This window comes from Nostoc sp., assembly GCF_036917575.1.
In the GTDB taxonomy this organism is placed as follows: domain Bacteria; phylum Cyanobacteriota; class Cyanobacteriia; order Cyanobacteriales; family Nostocaceae; genus Nostoc.
In genome coordinates this window covers 1-19,385 of the sequence record NZ_JBALDC010000040.1, presented here as the reverse complement: position 1 = coordinate 19,385, position 19,385 = coordinate 1, and the positions used below count along the sequence as shown (strand labels likewise).

General features: G+C 42.3%; 13 protein-coding genes and 2 tRNA genes. 9 read left to right on the top strand and 6 right to left on the bottom strand.

What is annotated here, in order from left to right:
- Positions 1 to 20: 20 nt before the first annotated feature.
- The 3 genes from V7K79_RS09920 to V7K79_RS09910 form a co-directional block, all read right to left on the bottom strand.
- Complete coding sequence (locus V7K79_RS09920; protein WP_335047082.1) at positions 21 to 812, bottom strand: sulfite exporter TauE/SafE family protein; 792 nt, start codon at positions 810 to 812, stop codon at positions 21 to 23.
- Between the two features lie 36 nt (positions 813 to 848).
- Positions 849 to 2,129 carry a sulfite oxidase gene (locus tag V7K79_RS09915; RefSeq protein ID WP_335047080.1) on the bottom strand — a complete coding sequence of 427 codons (1,281 nt, stop codon included), beginning with the start codon at positions 2,127 to 2,129 and terminating at the stop codon, positions 849 to 851.
- A 105-nt stretch (positions 2,130 to 2,234) separates the two neighbouring features.
- Positions 2,235 to 3,698 (bottom strand): aminotransferase class V-fold PLP-dependent enzyme, encoded by a 1,464-nt coding sequence (locus tag V7K79_RS09910; protein WP_335047078.1) that lies wholly within the window; start codon positions 3,696 to 3,698, stop codon positions 2,235 to 2,237.
- Between the two features lie 1,022 nt (positions 3,699 to 4,720).
- Here V7K79_RS09910 and V7K79_RS09905 point away from each other — a divergent pair.
- Positions 4,721 to 6,256 carry a hypothetical protein gene (locus V7K79_RS09905; protein ID WP_335047178.1) on the top strand — a complete coding sequence of 512 codons (1,536 nt, stop codon included), beginning with the start codon at positions 4,721 to 4,723 and terminating at the stop codon, positions 6,254 to 6,256.
- Positions 6,257 to 6,331: 75 nt separating this feature from the next.
- On the opposite strand, the gene V7K79_RS09900 is transcribed toward V7K79_RS09905, so the two are convergent.
- The gene (locus tag V7K79_RS09900) at positions 6,332 to 8,476 is read right to left on the bottom strand and encodes an NAD(P)/FAD-dependent oxidoreductase (RefSeq protein ID WP_335047076.1); all 2,145 of its coding nucleotides are present in this window, start codon (positions 8,474 to 8,476) and stop codon (positions 6,332 to 6,334) included.
- Positions 8,477 to 8,636: 160 nt separating this feature from the next.
- Between V7K79_RS09900 and V7K79_RS09895 the strand changes: the two genes are divergently transcribed.
- The 6 genes from V7K79_RS09895 to V7K79_RS09870 all read left to right on the top strand — a co-directional run bounded on the left by V7K79_RS09895 (position 8,637) and on the right by V7K79_RS09870 (position 12,562).
- Positions 8,637 to 8,870: a hypothetical protein gene (locus V7K79_RS09895; RefSeq protein WP_335047075.1), complete on the top strand. Its 234-nt coding sequence runs from the start codon at positions 8,637 to 8,639 to the stop codon at positions 8,868 to 8,870.
- A gap of 473 nt (positions 8,871 to 9,343) precedes the next feature.
- The gene (locus V7K79_RS09890; protein WP_335047177.1) at positions 9,344 to 10,468 is read left to right on the top strand and encodes an alpha-hydroxy acid oxidase; all 1,125 of its coding nucleotides are present in this window, start codon (positions 9,344 to 9,346) and stop codon (positions 10,466 to 10,468) included.
- 106 nt (positions 10,469 to 10,574) lie between these two features.
- Positions 10,575 to 10,658, top strand: a tRNA-Leu gene (locus tag V7K79_RS09885).
- A 34-nt stretch (positions 10,659 to 10,692) separates the two neighbouring features.
- Positions 10,693 to 10,947: a hypothetical protein gene (locus V7K79_RS09880; protein ID WP_335047073.1), complete on the top strand. Its 255-nt coding sequence runs from the start codon at positions 10,693 to 10,695 to the stop codon at positions 10,945 to 10,947.
- Positions 10,948 to 11,436: 489 nt separating this feature from the next.
- Positions 11,437 to 12,234 carry a WecB/TagA/CpsF family glycosyltransferase gene (locus tag V7K79_RS09875; protein WP_335047071.1) on the top strand — a complete coding sequence of 266 codons (798 nt, stop codon included), beginning with the start codon at positions 11,437 to 11,439 and terminating at the stop codon, positions 12,232 to 12,234.
- A 256-nt stretch (positions 12,235 to 12,490) separates the two neighbouring features.
- A tRNA-Gln gene (locus V7K79_RS09870) sits at positions 12,491 to 12,562 on the top strand.
- 90 nt (positions 12,563 to 12,652) lie between these two features.
- On the opposite strand, the gene V7K79_RS09865 is transcribed toward V7K79_RS09870, so the two are convergent.
- On the bottom strand, positions 12,653 to 13,132 hold the full coding sequence (locus V7K79_RS09865; protein WP_335047069.1) for a hypothetical protein: 480 nt from the start codon (positions 13,130 to 13,132) through the stop codon (positions 12,653 to 12,655).
- 339 nt (positions 13,133 to 13,471) lie between these two features.
- Between V7K79_RS09865 and V7K79_RS09860 the strand changes: the two genes are divergently transcribed.
- Positions 13,472 to 14,770 (top strand): hypothetical protein, encoded by a 1,299-nt coding sequence (locus tag V7K79_RS09860; protein ID WP_335047067.1) that lies wholly within the window; start codon positions 13,472 to 13,474, stop codon positions 14,768 to 14,770.
- Between the two features lie 116 nt (positions 14,771 to 14,886).
- Here the strand turns inward: V7K79_RS09860 and V7K79_RS09855 are convergent, their stop codons facing one another.
- Positions 14,887 to 16,032, bottom strand: coding sequence for a SpoIID/LytB domain-containing protein (locus tag V7K79_RS09855; protein ID WP_335047065.1), 1,146 nt, complete (start codon positions 16,030 to 16,032; stop codon positions 14,887 to 14,889).
- A 517-nt stretch (positions 16,033 to 16,549) separates the two neighbouring features.
- On the opposite strand from V7K79_RS09855, the gene V7K79_RS09850 reads away from it, so the two are divergent.
- Positions 16,550 to 19,231, top strand: coding sequence for a TonB-dependent siderophore receptor (locus V7K79_RS09850; RefSeq protein WP_335047063.1), 2,682 nt, complete (start codon positions 16,550 to 16,552; stop codon positions 19,229 to 19,231).
- Positions 19,232 to 19,385: the final 154 nt, after the last annotated feature.

Genomic DNA, 19,385 nt, shown 5'->3' with positions numbered 1-19,385 from the left:
TAAGAATTACGAATTACGAATTACGAATTAGTAATTATTTGTTGATAATTTGTCCAAGCTTGCCAAAAAATATAAATTGATAGTATTCCTAAGAAAATGCGAAGCACTAAACTCACGGTGGAATCTGGCAGTTTAGGCAATGTGCGAGTACTCATCTGAACCCCTAAAAGACCGCCACATCCCAAAACTATACCTTGAACAAACAGAATATTTCCTTCTAATGTATGACCTGTGCAGGCAGCTAAAGCAGTGATGACAATCACGCCCAAACTAGTCTGAATTGCTACTTTAATTTCTTCTCCCAGTAGCAGCATTTGCAGTGGAACCATAATCGTACCGCCACCTAAACCGAATAAACCTGCTAAAATTCCTGCTGCTCCCCCAGTGCCAATTTTAGAAACTAATGGGTTAAATACTGGTGCTGTATTCTCAATTCCCTGGAAGGATAGTTGCTTGCGAAGCTCAATCAGATAGATATTAGCAAGTAGTATGATGCCAAATGTAAAAAGTATTATATAAGATGGTATTTTATTGGCGAAATATACGCCTATTCCAGTAGTTAAAAAAGCTGGAATTCCCAAATAAATTACTCGTTTAAAGTCAAAGTAGCCCATCCACCAATTCTGTAAACTTCCAGAAATTGAAGTAATCACAATAGCAAGGCTACTAGTTGCGATCGCTTGAACAGGAGTATAACCTAGTGTGACTAAAAGAGGAATTGTGATAATACCGCCACCTATTCCTAAAAGTCCAGCTATGACTCCAGATATTAAACCCCCACTGATTAAAATCAACCAACTAAAATCAATCATAAATAATTATTTTTCTAGAGAATTGATTTGGTGTGATTAACCTTGTACTGTCACCGGATGGCTAACAACACCTCCATAGAGCAATCCACAGTCATTCCACGGAACAGTAGTTGGTTGTGTATTACCTAAATTGTCAGTAGCACGAGCCTGGAGAAAATATTCCCCAGGAAGTGGGTTCCATTCAATGTCCCAGCGTACCCACGCAAATGGAAAATTTGGTTCTCTCAGTCGTGCAAATTGCCAAGTTTTGCCGCCATCTAAACTGACTTCTACACGGATAATTTTTCCTTTTCCAGACCAAGAACGTCCACGTAGTAAGTGGGTTCGAGCAGAAAGCGTAGCGGGCCAAGCCAACTCAAAAGCACTCTTAACATTTTGATAGGTAATCAGCTTACCTTTATACGGTGCGATCGCTGGATAATCTGCACCAACCAGCACCATCTGCTCTGTTACCCACTGTGTATATATCGGTGTTTCGGAAACCTCAATCCGCTCAATCCATTTAACGTTGGCGTTTCCTCCCCAACCAGGGAACAAAACACGACACGGCTGACCATGATCTGGAGGTAATGGTTCTCCATTCATGGCGTAGACGACGAGGGAGTTATCTGCTAATGCTTTGCTAATTGGAACTACGCTACTGAACTTGGATTTATGTTTTGAGTCCAGTGAATCTACATCTGCACCCTCAACGAGTACGTCTTTTGCAGTGGATTTCAGTCCAGCTCGCTCTAATAACATCCCAAGTGGTACACCAGTCCACTCAGCCACACCAATAGCCCCAAGTCTCCACCGTGTTCCAGGGAGTGGGGTGTTGTAAGCTTCTTCAAAGAAGCGCCGACCATTGGCAGCACACTCAATAGCACAAGTGACTGAAATCGATGGCATGGCGATGATTTCATCGTAGGTAAATTCACAGGGGGCAGAAACGCCAGTTCCATGAATTTGCAAACGCCATCTAGATGGGTCAAAAGGGGGAGGTGTACTACGGTTGTGAACATAGAACCAATCATTTGGTACTAAATAGCCACGCCCATACATCGCTTCCCAGTTCATTTCTAATGTGCCTTTGCTATGAGAGATATACCCTGGTGGCAATGGCTTAAGTATTTTACTGCCTTTAGTTTTAACAACTGTCTGACTGTGAGCGAGTGCAGGTTTAGCTAACCCTCCGATGGCTGTTGCACCAACCATAGTAGCTAGTATTTTCAGAAAGCGCTGGCGCGAAATACCTGCATCTGTACTTTTTTGCCAGATGCACTGTTCAACCCGTGCCTGTAGATAATCCTCGTGGTCAAAGAGGTTTTCATCGCTCAAGCTATTACCTCCTTATAATTTGTACTTCCTAATTAAGAAACAGAAAATGAAGCAGGGGAAAAGTTGCAGTCAGTCTTTCCCCTCTGTACTGCCTCTTTCAATGCCTTAAAAAAACTGGCTGTTTATTGCTGTCCAAACACCAGTCATCTGATCTTGTGTGTAATCGGGCAAATAATGAGCCAATCCGTTTTTAGCTATTTGAGCGATCGCATCTATAAAGCGATCGCAATCTTCTAATGTATTATATACAGCAAAGCTGGCGCGGATAATACTAGGAATATTGCGTGTAATTCCTCTGTCTACTTCCTGAGCAATTTCCCAGTCTTGCTCGTCTGAAATATTCTTGAGTTTGCGAATGTATTCATAAGTGCAGAAAGCCCCAGCCCGAATGCCAATGCCATATTCCTGTGCCAGAATTTCTGCTACTAAGCGTCCATCAAACCCATCAAGATCCAAGGGAATAACATGGGCTAAATTATCTCCTCGGATATGTACTTTTACACCAGAAATAGCTTGAAGTCGTGTGAATGTGAAGTCAACTAGAGAATGTTCATAATTAGCAATGCGATCGCGCCCTACTGCTTCGATAATTTCAATCGCCTTGGCAATGGCGATCGCACCCATTGCGTTTGGTGTTCCAGGGTCATGGGCCCGTTCTGTATAAAAACGCTTGATCTCCAGGTTCCTGGTGATATAAGGCAGATTTCCACCCCCGATTTGATAAGGGTAGGAGCTATCAAAAAATTCCTTTGGCCCTAGCAAAACTCCGGTTCCATAAGGGGCATACATCTTGTGTCCAGAGAAAGCCACAAAATCTAAATGACATGGGTCATCATCTGCACGCATATCGACTCGTTCATGCTGAATTAACTGACACACATCAGCGAATATTTTTGCACCATACCGATGTGCTAAAGCTGCGATTTCATAAATTGGCGGTCTGTAACCTGTAATTGTGGAAGCACCTGTAATAGTTACTAACTTAATTTGCTCGGCTTCGGGGAGATTTTGGTGTGCCTTAAAGATATCTTCAATTTCTGCAATACTTACACTTCCATCTGGCTGCGTTCTGTACTGCACAACTTCGTCTCTAGTAACCCAAGGCAGCAGGTTAGATGAATGCTCGATATCAGAAACTAAGATTTTCCCAGGTTTTTTTGCCCAAAGTGTGGCGGCTCCATTAATTGCTTCTGTAGTATTCTTCGCAAAGATTACATAGTTATTTGCAGATGATCCCACAAAGTCCCGAATAATGTTCCGACTGGCATCATATTCTCGTGTAGTGATGATCGACTTTTGCCCAGAACCTCGATGTACACTGCCATAGGTATCAAGCATTTCATCCACGTACTGCTTGAGGGTTGCAAAGGGTGTGGTTGTAGCTCCATTATCCAAGTTGACGTACTTGACATAGTTTCCGTTAAGAGTTTTTACCTTAAAAGATAGAGACTCATCTGTAAATAAGGGTCTAATTTCTTTGTCCCAAAAGCTGTCACAATTTTCTGCAAATATCGGGAATTGGACAGCTTCTTGCTTGATTGTTGCATTTATTGCAAGTACGTCAGTCATCTTTAGCACCTCTACTTTAATTTTGTATTTTTTAGACAAACATAACCGCCACAAAGCTTTACTTCGTGACAAAATAATATCAATTGCCAGTAACCATAGTCTCTATTATTACTTTTATTCTAGTAGAAAACTCGGTCATAATAATTATTCTTTAATAAAATAATAAAAAAGGATATTCGTATCTACACTTAACTATAGTGTTTGTATTGTTATTAAATACACGATGTAAACAATATTCAGAAGCAGTCAAGTATACTTTAAACAATTTTCTTGTAGTCATTAAACAAACTTGATGCATTGAAGACAAGTTGATCGAAAAAGTCTCTCACTAACTAAGACTATAATTGCTTGCTGGGACTGTATTTAAGGATAAAAAAGCTTCTACTGATTTGAGATTGCTCTTTAAAAAAGCTTTATTAATTAACTTAGACTCATTGTTACTTCTTCAACATTGCTTTATACGTATTTATTCGCAATTGTCAAGCTTTAATGATATTAGAGCCATTACAGAAGCTCTTAGTTGTTTGCTGACATTGAATAGCGATCGTCTAGGAGCGCAGAATTATCATCTAATAGTAGATAGTTATACGGACATCTATCCTAAGTAATAAATAAATCAGTATAAAAATGTATTGAAGGAGACATTTTATATTTATGTCTTAAGACAGATGCGGTTATGACCAAAATATAAACCAAAGCAGTTTTTGGATCTAGACAAATTTCATCAGCCAGTAGCAAATGCAATTTAGTTTTTAACGTATTGGATTTCTCCCCTCTGTTGCCTATCCTCAAAGGCGGATCGAGTTCTTTTTCTGTTTGCTTTATCTTGACGGGAAAGAGCATCATAGTGTTATAACGGCATCAGTCTAGATACAAAATAGGGAAGACCAATTGATAATTAATTACTGGTGCTTGGAGAGAGTTACACTTAGCTTCTAGAGCAAACCCTGATTAGACACGAGTTGATAAGCAATGCTAATGCCAGCACTGCTGAATATTTTTAAGCAGGTGAGTCAAGAGTGATGAACGAAGCTGACACCTCAAACAAGGGGGCTGTGATGGAATCCCTAAATTCTGCTAATTCGCCACAATCAGAACAGGCGAATTGTCCCTTTTACTCAGTTGTGCCTAATGACAATATGACAGTTAAAAAACTGCCACTCCTCATGCCAGCTGAAGATACACAATTTTTACAAGATACTACCCAGCAGGACTGGGTTGCAGAGCCTGAAAGCGGCAAACAAGCACTTATTGACTCGGAATTTCAGAAATTGCTGGCATTGAACGAAGAATTAAGTGCGGCTAACAATAAATTGTATGAACAAGTAGAGCAGCTAAAAGACAACCTAGCCGAGTCAGAAAAGGTTTTGCAGTGGCAGAAAACGCGTTCTAGCGTTAGTGAGTCGATGCTCAACCAACATACTCAGGAATTAGCTGCGGCTCAAGAACAGATAAAATCTTTATTTCAACAATTAGAAACTGCTGTACAAACTGTTCAACGTCAGGAAATTTTTACTGATACTTATAAAGCACAGCTACAAATTAGCCAACAACGCCTTGCCCAGTTAGAGCGAGAATGTTCGTTGCTACACACTAATAACAACGAACAATCTCAGCAGTTATTGCAGTCAGAAAATGTTTGTCGGGAGTTACGTACAAGACTGATGCGACAACAACGCCAGACGCTGCAATTCAAAGCAGCTTTGGAAAAATGTCTAGATACATCGGTTCCTAGCTACGACTCTTTAGAGGATGCTGCAAAACATCCTAAAGACATAACTACTAGCCAAGGAAGATTTTCTAGAAAAGCTCGGTCTTTGTTTTCTAACGCCCAGCCAATTCAACCTTGGTCAGCAGAAGAAGAATCCTTGAGTAAAGATTTAGATAATTCTTGGGGCGAACCTTCAGCACCAATCCCATTCCAAAAAAATGAAGCCCCTACGACATCGGCATCATCTGCTTGGAACTGGACAGTTAATAAAGACACGCCAACACCAACACAACCCCCATCATCTCCAAAAGTTGATGATTCTCCAGATACACCAGATACAACTGAAGCGGTTTCACCTTCGGATTCATCAAATTTAGATCGGCAATTGGATAGTTTAATCCAAATGTTTTTTACCTCCCAGCCTGCATCTACATCACCACCACCTGCTGCGAAAACGGATGTTAGTGATGCTCCAATTTGGGAGACTTTAGCAACAATCTTAGAAGACGATGAGGAACTAAAAAATCCACAGGACGTACAGATGGAAGCAGAAATTAATCCTCCTGCAACTACCTCTACTTCTTGGAGGACGGATTCTATGCTTTCACCAGCCAATGACTTACTAGTTTCCTCGACTCCATCTCACACCGAAACGCCTGTCGGAGAAACTGAAGACTACTGGTCAGAAGTTTCACAATTGTCAGCAAGTAATTTGTCCTCAGAGTCATTAGGTGATAACACTAATGATGATAATTCACCTTCACCAGTAGTTTATCCCCAGCGTCCACCCAAGGGGCGTAAGTCATTGGCATCTGTAGAACTGCCGAATTTTCGCCCCAAGAATTAGGAGAGACGCGATTAATCGCGTCTGTACAAGAGTTGGAAATAGGGAGTCAAGTAATTTATGCCCTATACCCAATGATTAATTCAGAATCCTTGCTTCTGACTTCGGAATTATGGCTTCTGGGTTGGTTTTTGCTACCTGGCTGGGCGATCGCGGTTTGCCTGTGGCGATCGCATAATTAATCGCCAATAACCACAGCCACAAGCCTGGATTCCGGGGTTCTAGCCAAAAACCTACTCGGTTCAAGAAGCGTGAGAACCACGGACTTAATAAAGCACTAACCAGGGCATGACGACCGAAGTTGAAATAACTACCAAGCCATCGCACTAAATCTCTAGGGCCAGCAAGTTCCCAAATCCATAAAAGCAAGGCAGGATTTTTATAAGCGGCTTTCAGTGCTAAACGGTTAAAGGTTAACCAATCACATCGGTCTTTGATGAAGTTATCTGCCACCTCTAGCGGTTCGTCTGCTAATAGCCCAAAAAAGGTATTGAGCATGGCGTTAATTCGTTGCGGTGGTAAAAATTTCCCTGTGGGTACCATCATGCCTTTGGAAAAGAGCCAAGTCACGGAAACGTTGGTTTGATAGGCGCGAATTTGGTTTAAGTGGCGGAAACTCAACAACTCATGTTTGAGGGCAGTATCCAACAGCGTTGTTAAGCGCTCTAAGTTGCGAACTAAGGAACCAAAACCTGTGAAAACGAGGGGAGATTGGAGTGATGCCGCATCACCGATCGCTATCAATCGATCGAAGGCAACTGTGCGATCGCGACTTCCCACACTAAAATGCCCTGGTATATACCCAAATGTCGGCTTCTTCCACACCAATTTGTCCATATCGCATCTGCGATACTCTGGCAAAATCGTGAAAAAGTCCTCGTACATCTCCAGCAAAGAACCAGGATTTTCAGCATTAACTTCGTGGTAATGAAATAAATAAATCGTCAGTTCATCATCTGCTGCGGGAAACAATTCCCAAATTAACTGCCTTCCCCGTGAAATATCCCCATGACTATAAAGAACGTCCCCATATTGGGAATCCCATACTCCCGGCTCAAATCCGCTCTCAACTGCCGCTCCCACTGTTGGACAGACACTATCAAAGGCACGACCACCATTTAATTGCCAAGCGATCGGGGATGCAGTTCCCATTGCATCTATTAGCAATCGTCCACTTACTTGCTTCTCAATCTGACTGGGCAAGTGCTTGACTTGTAAAACTACCTGTGATATATCAATATCTGCACGGATAAACTCTGTTTCATCCCAAATTTCACCGCCTGCGGCTTGCAGTTTTTGCCCACACATTTGGAGCCATTTTTCGGAATCCAAGCCTAAATTTAGGACTGTGGGTGTGTGGAGGATGGGCGATCGCAGTTTGACTGGATTATTAGCATCAAAAAACTTATTAAATCCATCTTTGTATTCCCTGGCAATGATGGTTTCTAACTCAGCGGGGGTGATTAAACCCAAGTTAACTAAGCTTTGAATCTCGTCGCGGGAAATATTCCATTCTCGGTTCATCCGCCCAAAGGGCATTCGTTCCACCAGCAAGACTTTGTATCCCAGTTTCGCCATTAGTGCTGCATGGATTACGCCTAATGCGCCGCCAATATAGATGATGTCGTACTGGGAATTAGGGATTAAAGATTGGGTATTGGGATTACCTTTTCCCCAGTCCCCAGTCCCCAGTCCCCAGTCCCTTTGACTGGAAAACACCACTCGACGCGGCTGCTGCGGATTCTGCACCCCTTCGCGCCATCGTTGTTCCCACCAATAGGCACGAGTTAGGTCATATTCACCGTTGGGCATTTTCTGAAAATACTTGACGGTAAGGGGATAAGTAGAGCCGAGTGCGGCAAATATTGATTGCTGGGATAAATCAATTGCTGGCGGTTCTGGGTAATGATGCGGAAAACGGCTTCTGATTTCTTTGGTCAAGCGTTGCAGAATTTGTTTTTCACTGGGAAAGGGTTGTTCTGACCAGCGAAACACTTTCAAGTAGGTAGTTCGTTGCACCGACCAGATAAATACCGAAAGTTCTATAGACAAGTTTTCGGAAAAAGCCACTCCAGCAGGTGTGGTGCTACTAGCTATTTTAAGGCGAAAGCCTTCCGAGGTAAGCACTTTTTCTCCATTTCCAGGTTCAAAATCTGTTTGTAACCAACTACGCACAGATTCTATATCTGGAGTTGGAACTTCTAAATAAAGTATTTCTTTCATTTTTTCCTGACATCTCCCATCAATTTATTCACTAAGACAGATTTTCTTAAGACATAAAGTAAGGTACACTCCGCCCTATTAGTTTCGTAAAGATTCAGTGAAGAAATTTTAAGAATTTGTCAAAGTTATTGTTCATTTTGTATTTCTGTAAACCCACGCCATGAATTATCCCATTCCAGACAGTCCCCAAGAAATTATCGCTCTGCGACAACAGCCAATTGATGAAGAACTAGTTGCCAGTGCGATCGCTGGAGTCATTAAAATTGTCCGCGCTCAGGGTCAATCTTTGGAAGAATTGACCGCTCAGTTGTTAGCAGACGATCCACTCCTGGATCAGCAACAACGTCGCTGGTTAACTCAATTAGTTGCCCAATCCTGGGAAAATTTCTCCTAAAACCTTGCATTAAGACGAAGTTTTGGTTGCAGGATGAGATTTCTGGGTCTATACTTAAATGTTGGCGATGCCTGCGGCGGGCTGCGCCTACGCATTTTTAGTATAAGGGTAATAATAATGGTCAGTATGTAATTGGTAATTGGGTTGTTATTTTTGCGTTCATGGCATAGAAGCCACTAAATTAACCATATCAGCGTTTTACGTTGCTTATAAATTTTACAACGTTCTGAAACGGAAAGACTTTTGGCGCAAAGCAAAGGTCTTTTTTTTGGGAGCAATTTTTATACTGTTTGAGCAACACCTCAGTACATAAATTCAGTTGAGCGATCGCTAACCAAGTGAGTAAAAATAAATACAACTATCCTAAAAGCCTTGACAAGGAATAATCGTAGTCAGCGGCTCTAGCCATTTAAAATCTTATGCAGAGCGATAAATCGCTGACTACGAACAAAAGTTTTATCTTAGATTTAATTATGTCTACCTACTTATCTACAGACGATCGCTTTCAACCCATCAACCTTTTTGAGTACGAACAGCTAGCAAAAAAACATTTGTCTCAAACGACACTTGATTACTACAGCAGTGGTGCTTGGGACGAAATCACATTGCGAGATAATCGTGCTGCTTTTGAGCGAGTCAAGCTGCGACCTCGGATATTAGTCGATGTGAGCGATCGCAATCTAAGTACTTCCATTTTAGGAGAACCCCTGCAACTACCTATGTTAATTGCACCGATGGCTTTTCAATGTCTAGCCCATCCAGACGGAGAAGTTGCCACAGCTTTAGCTGCTGCATCAGCTGGTGTGGGCATGGTGTTAAGTACAATGGCAACAAAGAGCATTGAAGAAGTGGCGACTGCGTGTAATCAGTTTCCAGATTCTCTACGATGGTTCCAGCTTTATATCCATAAAGATCGGGGATTAACTCGCGCTTTGGTAGAAAAAGCTGATAAAGCAGGCTACAAAGCACTTTGTCTCACTGTAGATGCACCCGTTCTCGGACAGCGCGAGAGAGATAGACGTAATGAGTTTGCCTTACCGCAAGACTTACATCTGGCTAATCTTGCGAGCATCTCAGGGCTAGATATTTCCCATGAAAAAGGTGAATCTGGGTTATTTACCTATTTTGCCCAACAGCTCAACCCAGCAGTCACTTGGGACGATTTAGAATGGTTGCAGTCATTATCTGGGCTACCTTTAGTCATCAAAGGAGTTTTACGCCCAGATGATGCTGTGCGGGCTGTAGAATATGGAGCCAAAGCAATTGTTGTTTCCAATCATGGTGGCAGACAACTTGATGGTGCGATCGCTTCTTTAGATGCCCTGACTGAAATAGTAGCCGCAGTCGATGGTAAAGTAGAAGTCGTGTTGGATGGAGGCATTCGTAGAGGCACAGACATTCTCAAAGCTCTGGCATTAGGAGCAAAAGCAGTACTGATCGGACGACCTATTTTATGGGGACTAGCGGTAGCCGGACAAATCGGCGTATCTCATATCATTTCACTGCTGCAAGATGAGTTAAATGTAGGAATGGCCCTTAGCGGCTGTGCCAAAATACAGGATATTGACCCTAGTTTATTGAACCTGCCACGCCTTTAAGCTGGAGATTCTGAAAACTATTATTCCAGCAAAACTTTGAGAAATAATTTTCATACTTGTTACAAAATCTCTTAATTTAGTGTATACTAGTTAAGATTAGATATAAGGGCGGGTGGCGGAATTGGTAGACGCACCACACTCAAAATGTGGCGGCCTTACGGTCATAGGAGTTCGATTCTCCTCCTGCCCACTACTAAACAAGTTGCTAAAGAGGTAAAAAATTTATGCGCCTGAAAAGATGGGAATCTCCCCGTAAAGAAGGCAGAAATGATAAAGGTAGAGGCGGTTCTGCTAGGAAGCGTCAACTGAAAAAGCAAAGGCAAATGTTACGCCAAAAACTTAAAGAAAGTAACAAGCCAGACAATAACAAAAACGAGAGAGCAGGGAAAGATAAATTTATCTTTCCCTTATTTTTTGGGCTTTTATTTCAGAGAAAAATAAAATCTAGAGATTTTTCATCAGTACAGAGATTAAATTAAATCTGTCATAAATTTGTAAATTGTAATCAAAAGTTATTAGCCGTTCTTTAACATATACTAATTTTAATTCAAGCTCTTAAGCGCATATTTACGTATAAAATCAGCAGACTAAATAACTAGCATTTTACTTTCTTACTTAAGAAGCTAAGTACTATATACTACTTAATATACAGCATTTATCTAGGAATTTATTGCAATTGTAATGCTTGGATGAACTAACTAAAAATCAATTATGAAGGAAGTATGAATTTTGTCAAGCAATGTCTAAAATCCTTAACATAAAACAGTAAGCTAAGACACAGCAGCAAATAATTCTAGTATTACCGATTAAGCTAAAAGTATACTAAAAGCCAATTGCACCTCCACGTGTTAACTTCCAACAATGACACAAGCCTACAAAAAGTCAGGAGTCATCCAATCCGAATTATTAAATAATTTGGATTGGTTTGGGTAATCTATGAATTGTTTTCTTGGATACAGGAGTTATTGATGGTGGCGAGAGTGCTTCTACCTACTAAAAAAGTGCTTGATTTTCCTATTACTGCTTTACGGTTTGACCAGCAGATACAAACAATACTGAAGTGGGCAAGTAGGCGTGAAAGCAAAACTGTGTATGTAGCCAATGTACACATGCTTATTGAAGCCCATTGGAATCCAGAGTTTGCCACCATATTGCGAAATGCAGATATAGTTACTCCTGATGGTATGCCTCTGGTATGGATGATGCGAAAAATGGGAGCATTTTGCCAAGACCGTGTGGCAGGGATGGATATTTTTTTGGCATTGTGTCAGCGAACTCAAACACAAAATCTAAGCATTTTCTTTGTAGGTTCCCAAACAGAAATTCTGTCTAGGATGCAAAACAGATTAGAGAAAGAATTTCCGCAGATAAAGATTGCGGCGATGGAACCTCTACCCTTTCGTCCTCTAACGGAAATTGAAGACGAAACTTTGGTTAAAAAGATTAACTCTAGTGGTGCTAACGCTGTTTTAGTTTCTCTGGGATGTCCCAAACAAGAAAATTGGATAGCTCAACATAAGGGCAAAATACAAGCTGTAATGATTGGACTGGGTGGAGTTTTCCCAGTTTATGCCGGAATTCATAAGCGGGCACCCCGCATAGTTCGAGACTTAGGACTTGAATGGCTATATCGATGGATTCAAGAACCGCGCCGACTTTGCGGCCGCTATGCAAAGACTATTCCACTTTTTATATGGCTAGCTACTAAACAACTATTATCATCAAGTCGGATTGCAGCAGTTTTCCTTCACGAGACTGGGGAGTAAAGAACAAGAAATAGGTGAGACGACATCTAAGGCGTTTACCCATCAAGTAAAGCAGATTTTAGATGCCAAGGAAAGAATTTTATGCCTTAAGCATCAAAAATCAAGGAGTCAACCTCAACAAAATGATCAAAGATTCTAAATGTAAAGATTCCGACTCATCAATGTCCTGCTGTAAAAACCCATTATCTGAAATCAACTATTAAAGTACTTGACATTAACCCAAGACTAAGTGTTATACTAAGCATAGTGAAATTGTTGGGGCGTCGCCAAGTGGTAAGGCAGCGGGTTTTGGTCTCGCCATCCCTGGGTTCGAATCCTAGCGCCCCAGTTAATCTAGAATGCAGGTTTTTCAAATTGCATTCTAGATTTTTTAATTGCATTTTTAAGATGTATCTCAGTGCATATAATCCTGTAAACGTTACTTGTCAGAGGATTTGAGAGCTTGATCTAGAGTTTGCCTGGCTAGTTCTGCTTTAGACCGCGCTTCTTGGTAACGCACATTTGCTTGAGCAAAATTTTTGAGAACTTTAAAACCTTCCTTGAGTCGAGTAATTTCCTCTTCAGTCACCGACTCATCAGTGAACAGAATATCAATAGCTTTGCGAATTTCCAACGCTTCAGATCGTGATTCCTGAACTTTCAGCTTGAGCGTTGCCAAGTTACTCAGAATCTGGACAGCTTGTGTAATTGTATCCTCACCATTAGCAGTATCAATAGTTGACTCTTTTACCTCAATTAATTGTTGAGGGCCAAATCCTTCTTCCAGTTCCGTGGGTAGCTTACCTGCATCCATCAGTTCCATTAGCTGATCCATTGCTTTATCACGGGCTTTAGCTGAATCTTTTCCAGAAACAGTAAGGATAATTTCTGGGCTTTGAGCGAGAGTGTATTGAACCATATTTGAGCAGAAAATTTGCTGATTTAATCAAGCCAAGGCAAGTAATTATATCATTTTGCGTGTCAGACTATTGTTGATTGTGTAGTCAATTCAAGGTTTCAGACCGAACGTCAACACGTAGTTTGGGAAAGTTTAGTGGTTCCGACTTTACTCAGCTACTCTGTGGGAAGGAAGCTAGAGTGGGAGTTGAAATTAAAGTCTAAAACTCTCTTCTCTACCAAATGCTGTGCAAACAATTTTGAATTTTGAATTGTTACCTCATATCATCCCTGCTAAGTCACTCAAAATAAAACTTTATACTTAAGAAAAGGGAATAAGTTTTAACAGGAGGGGAGAGCAATGGCTCCCAGTCCCACCATCATGCAAGCTGTGGAACAACTGGGCTACCGTGTTACCGTTGGTGATGTGGCAACTCAGGCAGGATTGAACGTCGCTGAAGCTAATCAAAGTTTGTTAGCCCTGGCATCTGATGCTGGCGGACATTTACAGGTAGCGGATTCCGGTGATATAATTTTCCTTTTTCCACAAAATTTTCGAGCAATTTTGCGTAATAAATACTTCCGTTTACGATTGCAGGAATGGTGGAAAAAGGTCTGGAGTGTTCTGTTTTACCTGATTCGCATTTCTTTTGGAATTTTCTTAACTGTTTCCATCGCCCTGATAACTATTACTATCTTTATTATCATTACTGCTGCTAATTCAGACCGTAACGGCGACAATCGGGGCAGTAATTCCGGCGGTGGCGGGTTCTTCTATTTTCCAAATTTATTTTGGTATCTTAGCCCAAATTATGACACCCACTACCAGGAACCGCAACGTGGAAGCCGGGAAGAAAGCAATCTGAACTTCTTTGAAGCTGTATTTTCGTTTTTGTTTGGCGATGGTAATCCAAACGCCAACTTAGAAGAACGTCGCTGGCAAGAAATTGCTACGGTGATTCGGAGTAACCGTGGTGCAGTGGTGGCAGAACAAATTGCCCCATATTTGGATGACATTGGTCAGGGATACACAAGAGAGTACGAAGATTATATGCTGCCCGTTCTGACGCGATTTAATGGGCAACCAGGAGTAAGCCCAGAAGGACAAATTGTTTATTACTTCCCAGAGTTGCAGGTGAGTGCAGTTAAAAAGCGCCGTCATGCAATATCAGATCACTTGGAGGAATTTCCCTGGCGTTTTAGCGCTGCAAGTTCCGGGCAAATTATGCTGAGTGCTGGGTTAGGGATACTAAATTTTGTTGGTGCTTTAGTACTGGGAAGTTTATTGAGGGATGGAACTGTTGCTGTTCAATTAGGTGGACTGGTAGCTTTTGTACAAGGAATTTATTGGCTGCTATTGGCTTACGGAGCAGGTTTTTTAGGCATACCGTTATTGCGTTATTTCTGGATTCAGTGGCGTAATCGCCAATTTGGCGATCGCAACCGCGAACGGCTTTCCAGAGCAAGGCAATTGGCCAGTCCTGATGCACCTTTGCAACAAAAAATTGACTATGCCCAACAATTTGCCGCAGAAAAAGTCATCGGCAACGAAGATTTAGTGTATTCTAGCGAAACTGACTTACTCGACCAAGAAGTTGAACGTTCTGCACAAATTGACGCTGAATGGCAACGGCGGTTAGAACGTGGGAGTGGGGAATAGGAAGCAGAGGGGTAGAGGGGCAGGGGGGCAGGGGACAAGGAGATAAACTCAGTACTCCTTTGCCCAATCCCCAATCCCCAATCCCCAATCCCCAATCCCCAATCCCCAATCCCTGATTACTTCGCCTGAATCGGTGTTAGGGCTACACCTTGATAATAATGTCCCAAAATTTGCAAATGGTTCACTCCTTGCCGAGCCAGATTGTACGCCCCCCACTGACTCATGCCTAAAGCATGACCGTAGCCAAGTCCTTGCAGTACAAAACTACCATCGCCTCCTTTGGTGACGGTAAAGCGGGTACTTTTTAACTTGAGGGCTGTTCGTACTTGCTCGCCCTGTAGCACCTTCGTGCCCTTGTTGCCGACAATTTTTAAAACTTTAACACTGCCAAAAGGTGAGTATGTTTCTGGAATCATCGCCGTCACACTGCCCACCTCAGGAAATTTAACGCTAATTTCACTGGGCGAGAAGGTTTTCACCCAATTACACTCGCGGATATTTTGATCGTAGTCTTGAACAGCACGTAGATAAGGTTCGCTGCTTCCCCAAACATCTTCTACGTTTTCAGTGTGTCCGCCAGAACAAGCGTGGAAGACTGAGAGAATAATTCGGTTTTTGTAAGTTAGTACCTGCCCTAGAGTAGAATCCACTGCGGTGTAAGTAGCAGGAGATTCACTAATGACACCTTTGTAAATTTGCCAGCGATCGGGCGTATTACCTAAATCATAAACGGGATTATTTCGTTGTTTTTCCCGTTCGTAAAGGGCATAAGTGCGGGCTGCGATCGCTTGGGCTTTTAAAGCTTCTTGGGGCCAGCTAGCATCCATTTCGCCACCAAGAACGCTGTAGAGATATTCTTGATCGTCAACCCAGTTAACGGCGGTTAAGCCTTTTTCTGTGGGGACAACTAGAGTTCTGCCCCGATACCAGCGATCGCCAATATAAACAAATCCCTTGCCAGTTGGCTCAATCCAAAATAAACCAGACTGCCACTTATCTAAAGCAACTCCGCCAGGAACGGCTTGAGCATAATATGCACTCATTGCTGGCAACTGTCCAAGAGTCCGGCCAGTACTATCTTTAACGATCCCAGTAGTGGAACTACCCACTTTTACCTGATTAACGCCCCTCTCAATTGCCACACGTAGGATTACAGACGCTTGGGCTGGAGCAACCAAAGCTATCCACAAAAAGATACTGACCCACCAATAACGTATTTTAATCTGAGAAAATAAAGAGCCTAAGTAAAGTTGGAATTTCATACCGATCATCTAATCACACTAGTATCTAATTGACGCTCTGGATTATGGCATCTACTACTTTAAGATGAGACAGTTCTCCAACGCAGGAGGTTGCCACCTCTTACTAATTATGCATTTTGCTTTAGCTATAAGGTATTAAGTGAAGCGGTAGGAAGCAGGGGAGACAAGGGGACAAAGGAGAATTATTAGTCATTCACAAAAAATCATAGCTTGTTCTCAAATAACTGAGCTTAATGAGAGTTAACTTTGACTCAAAAAGAGTTTTGCACCGCGGACTAAACTAAACTCCAGTTGTCAATAAGACTCTATCTATAAGAAGGTCAAAGCTCTTAGCTGTCTTGTCACCCCCTCATAAATTCCAATTAAGGCGCAAAAAAATTCCGTTTAGGAGCCATTTTTTGGACTGAAATCCTGTATTGTACTAGCAAGAGCAAGTTGAGAAATCTTCTTGACTAGCAAGCAAAAATATTTGCTCTGTTGCTAACGCCTGCTTAATTTATTTTGGTGTGAGGAAAATATGTGGAATTTGCAACTGTCATTGTTGGCGGCTACTTTGATGTCGGTATTTTTTGCACAGACTGTATTAGCACAGGAAGTTAGTAAGAGGCAAAATCTGACAGACAACCAAGAAAATCAGAAACACCAGATAAAATTGCCAGCAACTCATGCAAATAGGAGGATTAAGCAATTAAGCGAGCTAGAACCAGTTTTTACTAGCGCGAGAATGTTATTGGTGCAGTCGCCAACACCCACATCAGAAATTGTCCAAGTTACAGCTGTCAAAGCAAACCCCACCTCTAAAGGCGTGGAGTTGATTTTACAGACATCAAAAGGTCAACAGTTGCAGCTAGTAAATCGCTCCAGTGGCAATAACTTTATCACTGATATTCCGAATGCCCAACTGCGCCTGCCGTCAGGCGATGCGTTTACATTTCGCTCAGAAAAACCAATAGCGGGTGTTAGCGAAATCACGGTGACAAACTTTGATGCCAATACCATCAGGGTGAGTGTTACAGGCCAAGTGAATTTGCCAGTTGTGGAGTTGTTTGATAGTCCTGATGAGGGGATAATTTTCTCTGTTGCAAGTGCTGCATCTGCCACGTCATCACAGCAGCAACCGCAAACACAACCAAACCAAACTAGTCAGCCACAGAATCAGACACAACCAACTCAACCATCAGCTTCGGGTGATGAGCCGATTGAGTTAGTGGTGACTGGGGAACAAGATAATTACCGTGCCACAGATGGATCAACTGCTACCAGAACTGACACTCCTCTACGCGACATTCCGCAATCGATTCAGGTAATCCCGCAACAAGTCTTGCGCGACCAACAAGCGACCACCATTCAAGATGCCCTTAGAAACGTGAGTGGAGCGAATATTACACAGATTCCCGGTTTTCAATCAAGCAACTTTGTGCTTCGAGGTTTTGCTGGTAGTTATCTCAGAGATGGTTTGTTTGATGCCAACAGTTCTCAATCAGCTGATCTGGCTAATATTGAGCGAGTGGAAGTTCTAAAGGGCCCAGCATCAGTGCTGTTTGGTCTAGGTTCTCCAGGTGCCACAATCAACCTGATTACAAAAAAACCGCTTCCAGATCCTTTCTATCAGGTCGATGCCACCGTTGGCAACTACAGCACTTACCGTGGTGCGATAGATTTATCTGGACCCTTAAACGAGTCCAAAACGGTGTTGTATCGTTTGAATGCCTTTTACCAATACAGGGGTAGTTTCGTCGATTTTCAGAACAGCAAAAGTTATTCGATTGCCCCGGTGGTAAGTTTGATGATTGGCAAAAGAACAAAATTAACTCTAGACGCAGAATATAGGCATTCGCGTGTCGATGGGTTTAACTTGGGTCTACCAGCTCAAGGCACGGTGCTTCCCAACCAAAATGGTAAAATCCCCATCAACCGAAGTACTGGTGAGCCTAATTACTATTATCAGTACAATACCAGTAGCCTTGGTTACAATCTGGAGCATCAATTTAGCGACAACTGGTCGCTCCGCAACGCCTTTCGATTCTCCTACGTGCGTGGTAATAGTTTTCGATATGTGGGCAGTGAGATTCTAGACGATAACCGTTCCCTAGATCGCCTTATTATAGCTGAAGTTTTTGATAATTATAGCTATAACCTAACAACCAATGTGATTGGCAAGTTCTTAACTGGTCCTGTTCAACATCGGTTACTTTTTGGAGTCGATCTCAGTCAGGGTGGATACCCACTGTATACCAGTGAGTTCGGAGAAGCGGCAGCATTTGACATATTTAACCCCGTGTATCGTCTGCCACCACGGGTTCCTGTACCAAATGATGATCCCAGTAATTTGGGTTCTTCTACTAGATTAACCGATCAACTTGGTATCTACATTCAGGATCAAGTCAATATTGCCGAGAATTTAAAGTTACTACTGGGCGGACGGTTTGATCTTTTTAGACAGAGGAATGCAGATATACTTGCCGATACTTCAGATTCCCAAAAAGGTGATGCGTTTAGTCCTCGTGTTGGCATTGTCTACCAGCCGAACAAAGCCATTTCGCTTTATGGCAGTTATAGTCGCTCCTTTGCTCCGAACGGTGGCAGAGCCTTTGATAACAGCCTATTTGACCCACAGCAAGGCAGACAGTACGAAGTTGGTGTGAAAGCAGATTTGAGTACAAGTCTTTCTGCCACCCTCGCTTTTTACGATATCGTACTCAACAACGTTTTAACAGAGGATCCAAACCATGCTGATTATTCGATTCAGACCGGTCAGCAGCGTAGTCGAGGCATTGAATTGAATCTGACTGGCGAGATTTTGCCGGGATGGAATATCTATGCAGGCTATGGTTACACCGATGCCCGCATCACCAAAGACAACACCTATCGCGTTGGGAATCGGCTGTATAGTACACCAGAGAATGCCCTTAACCTGTGGACAACTTATGAATTTCAAAGGGGCGGCTTGAAAGGCTTTGGGGTTGGGTTGGGATTGTTCTACGTCGGAGAGCGAGAAGGAGATTTATTGAATAGTTTTCGACTGCCAGATTATTTTCGCACTGATGCGGCTCTGTTCTACAAGGGTGGACAGTTCGGGGCACAGCTTAATTTCCGAAATCTGTTTAATATCGATTATTTTGAAACGGCTGCGGATATTTCACGTGTGATTCCCGGTAGTCCGTTGATGGTCGAAGGGAGAATTTCTTGGAAGTTTTGAGTTTACGACTTATGCCTGGACACCATACATTAAAGGGATGCTCCCACTATACATTCCTTCGGGAGCATCCCACTTTGGCGAAAACATCAAATAGTGAGTGTTCCATTAAGGTAAGCACAACGGACAGAAAGTACCGAATTAACGTTCTCAATTT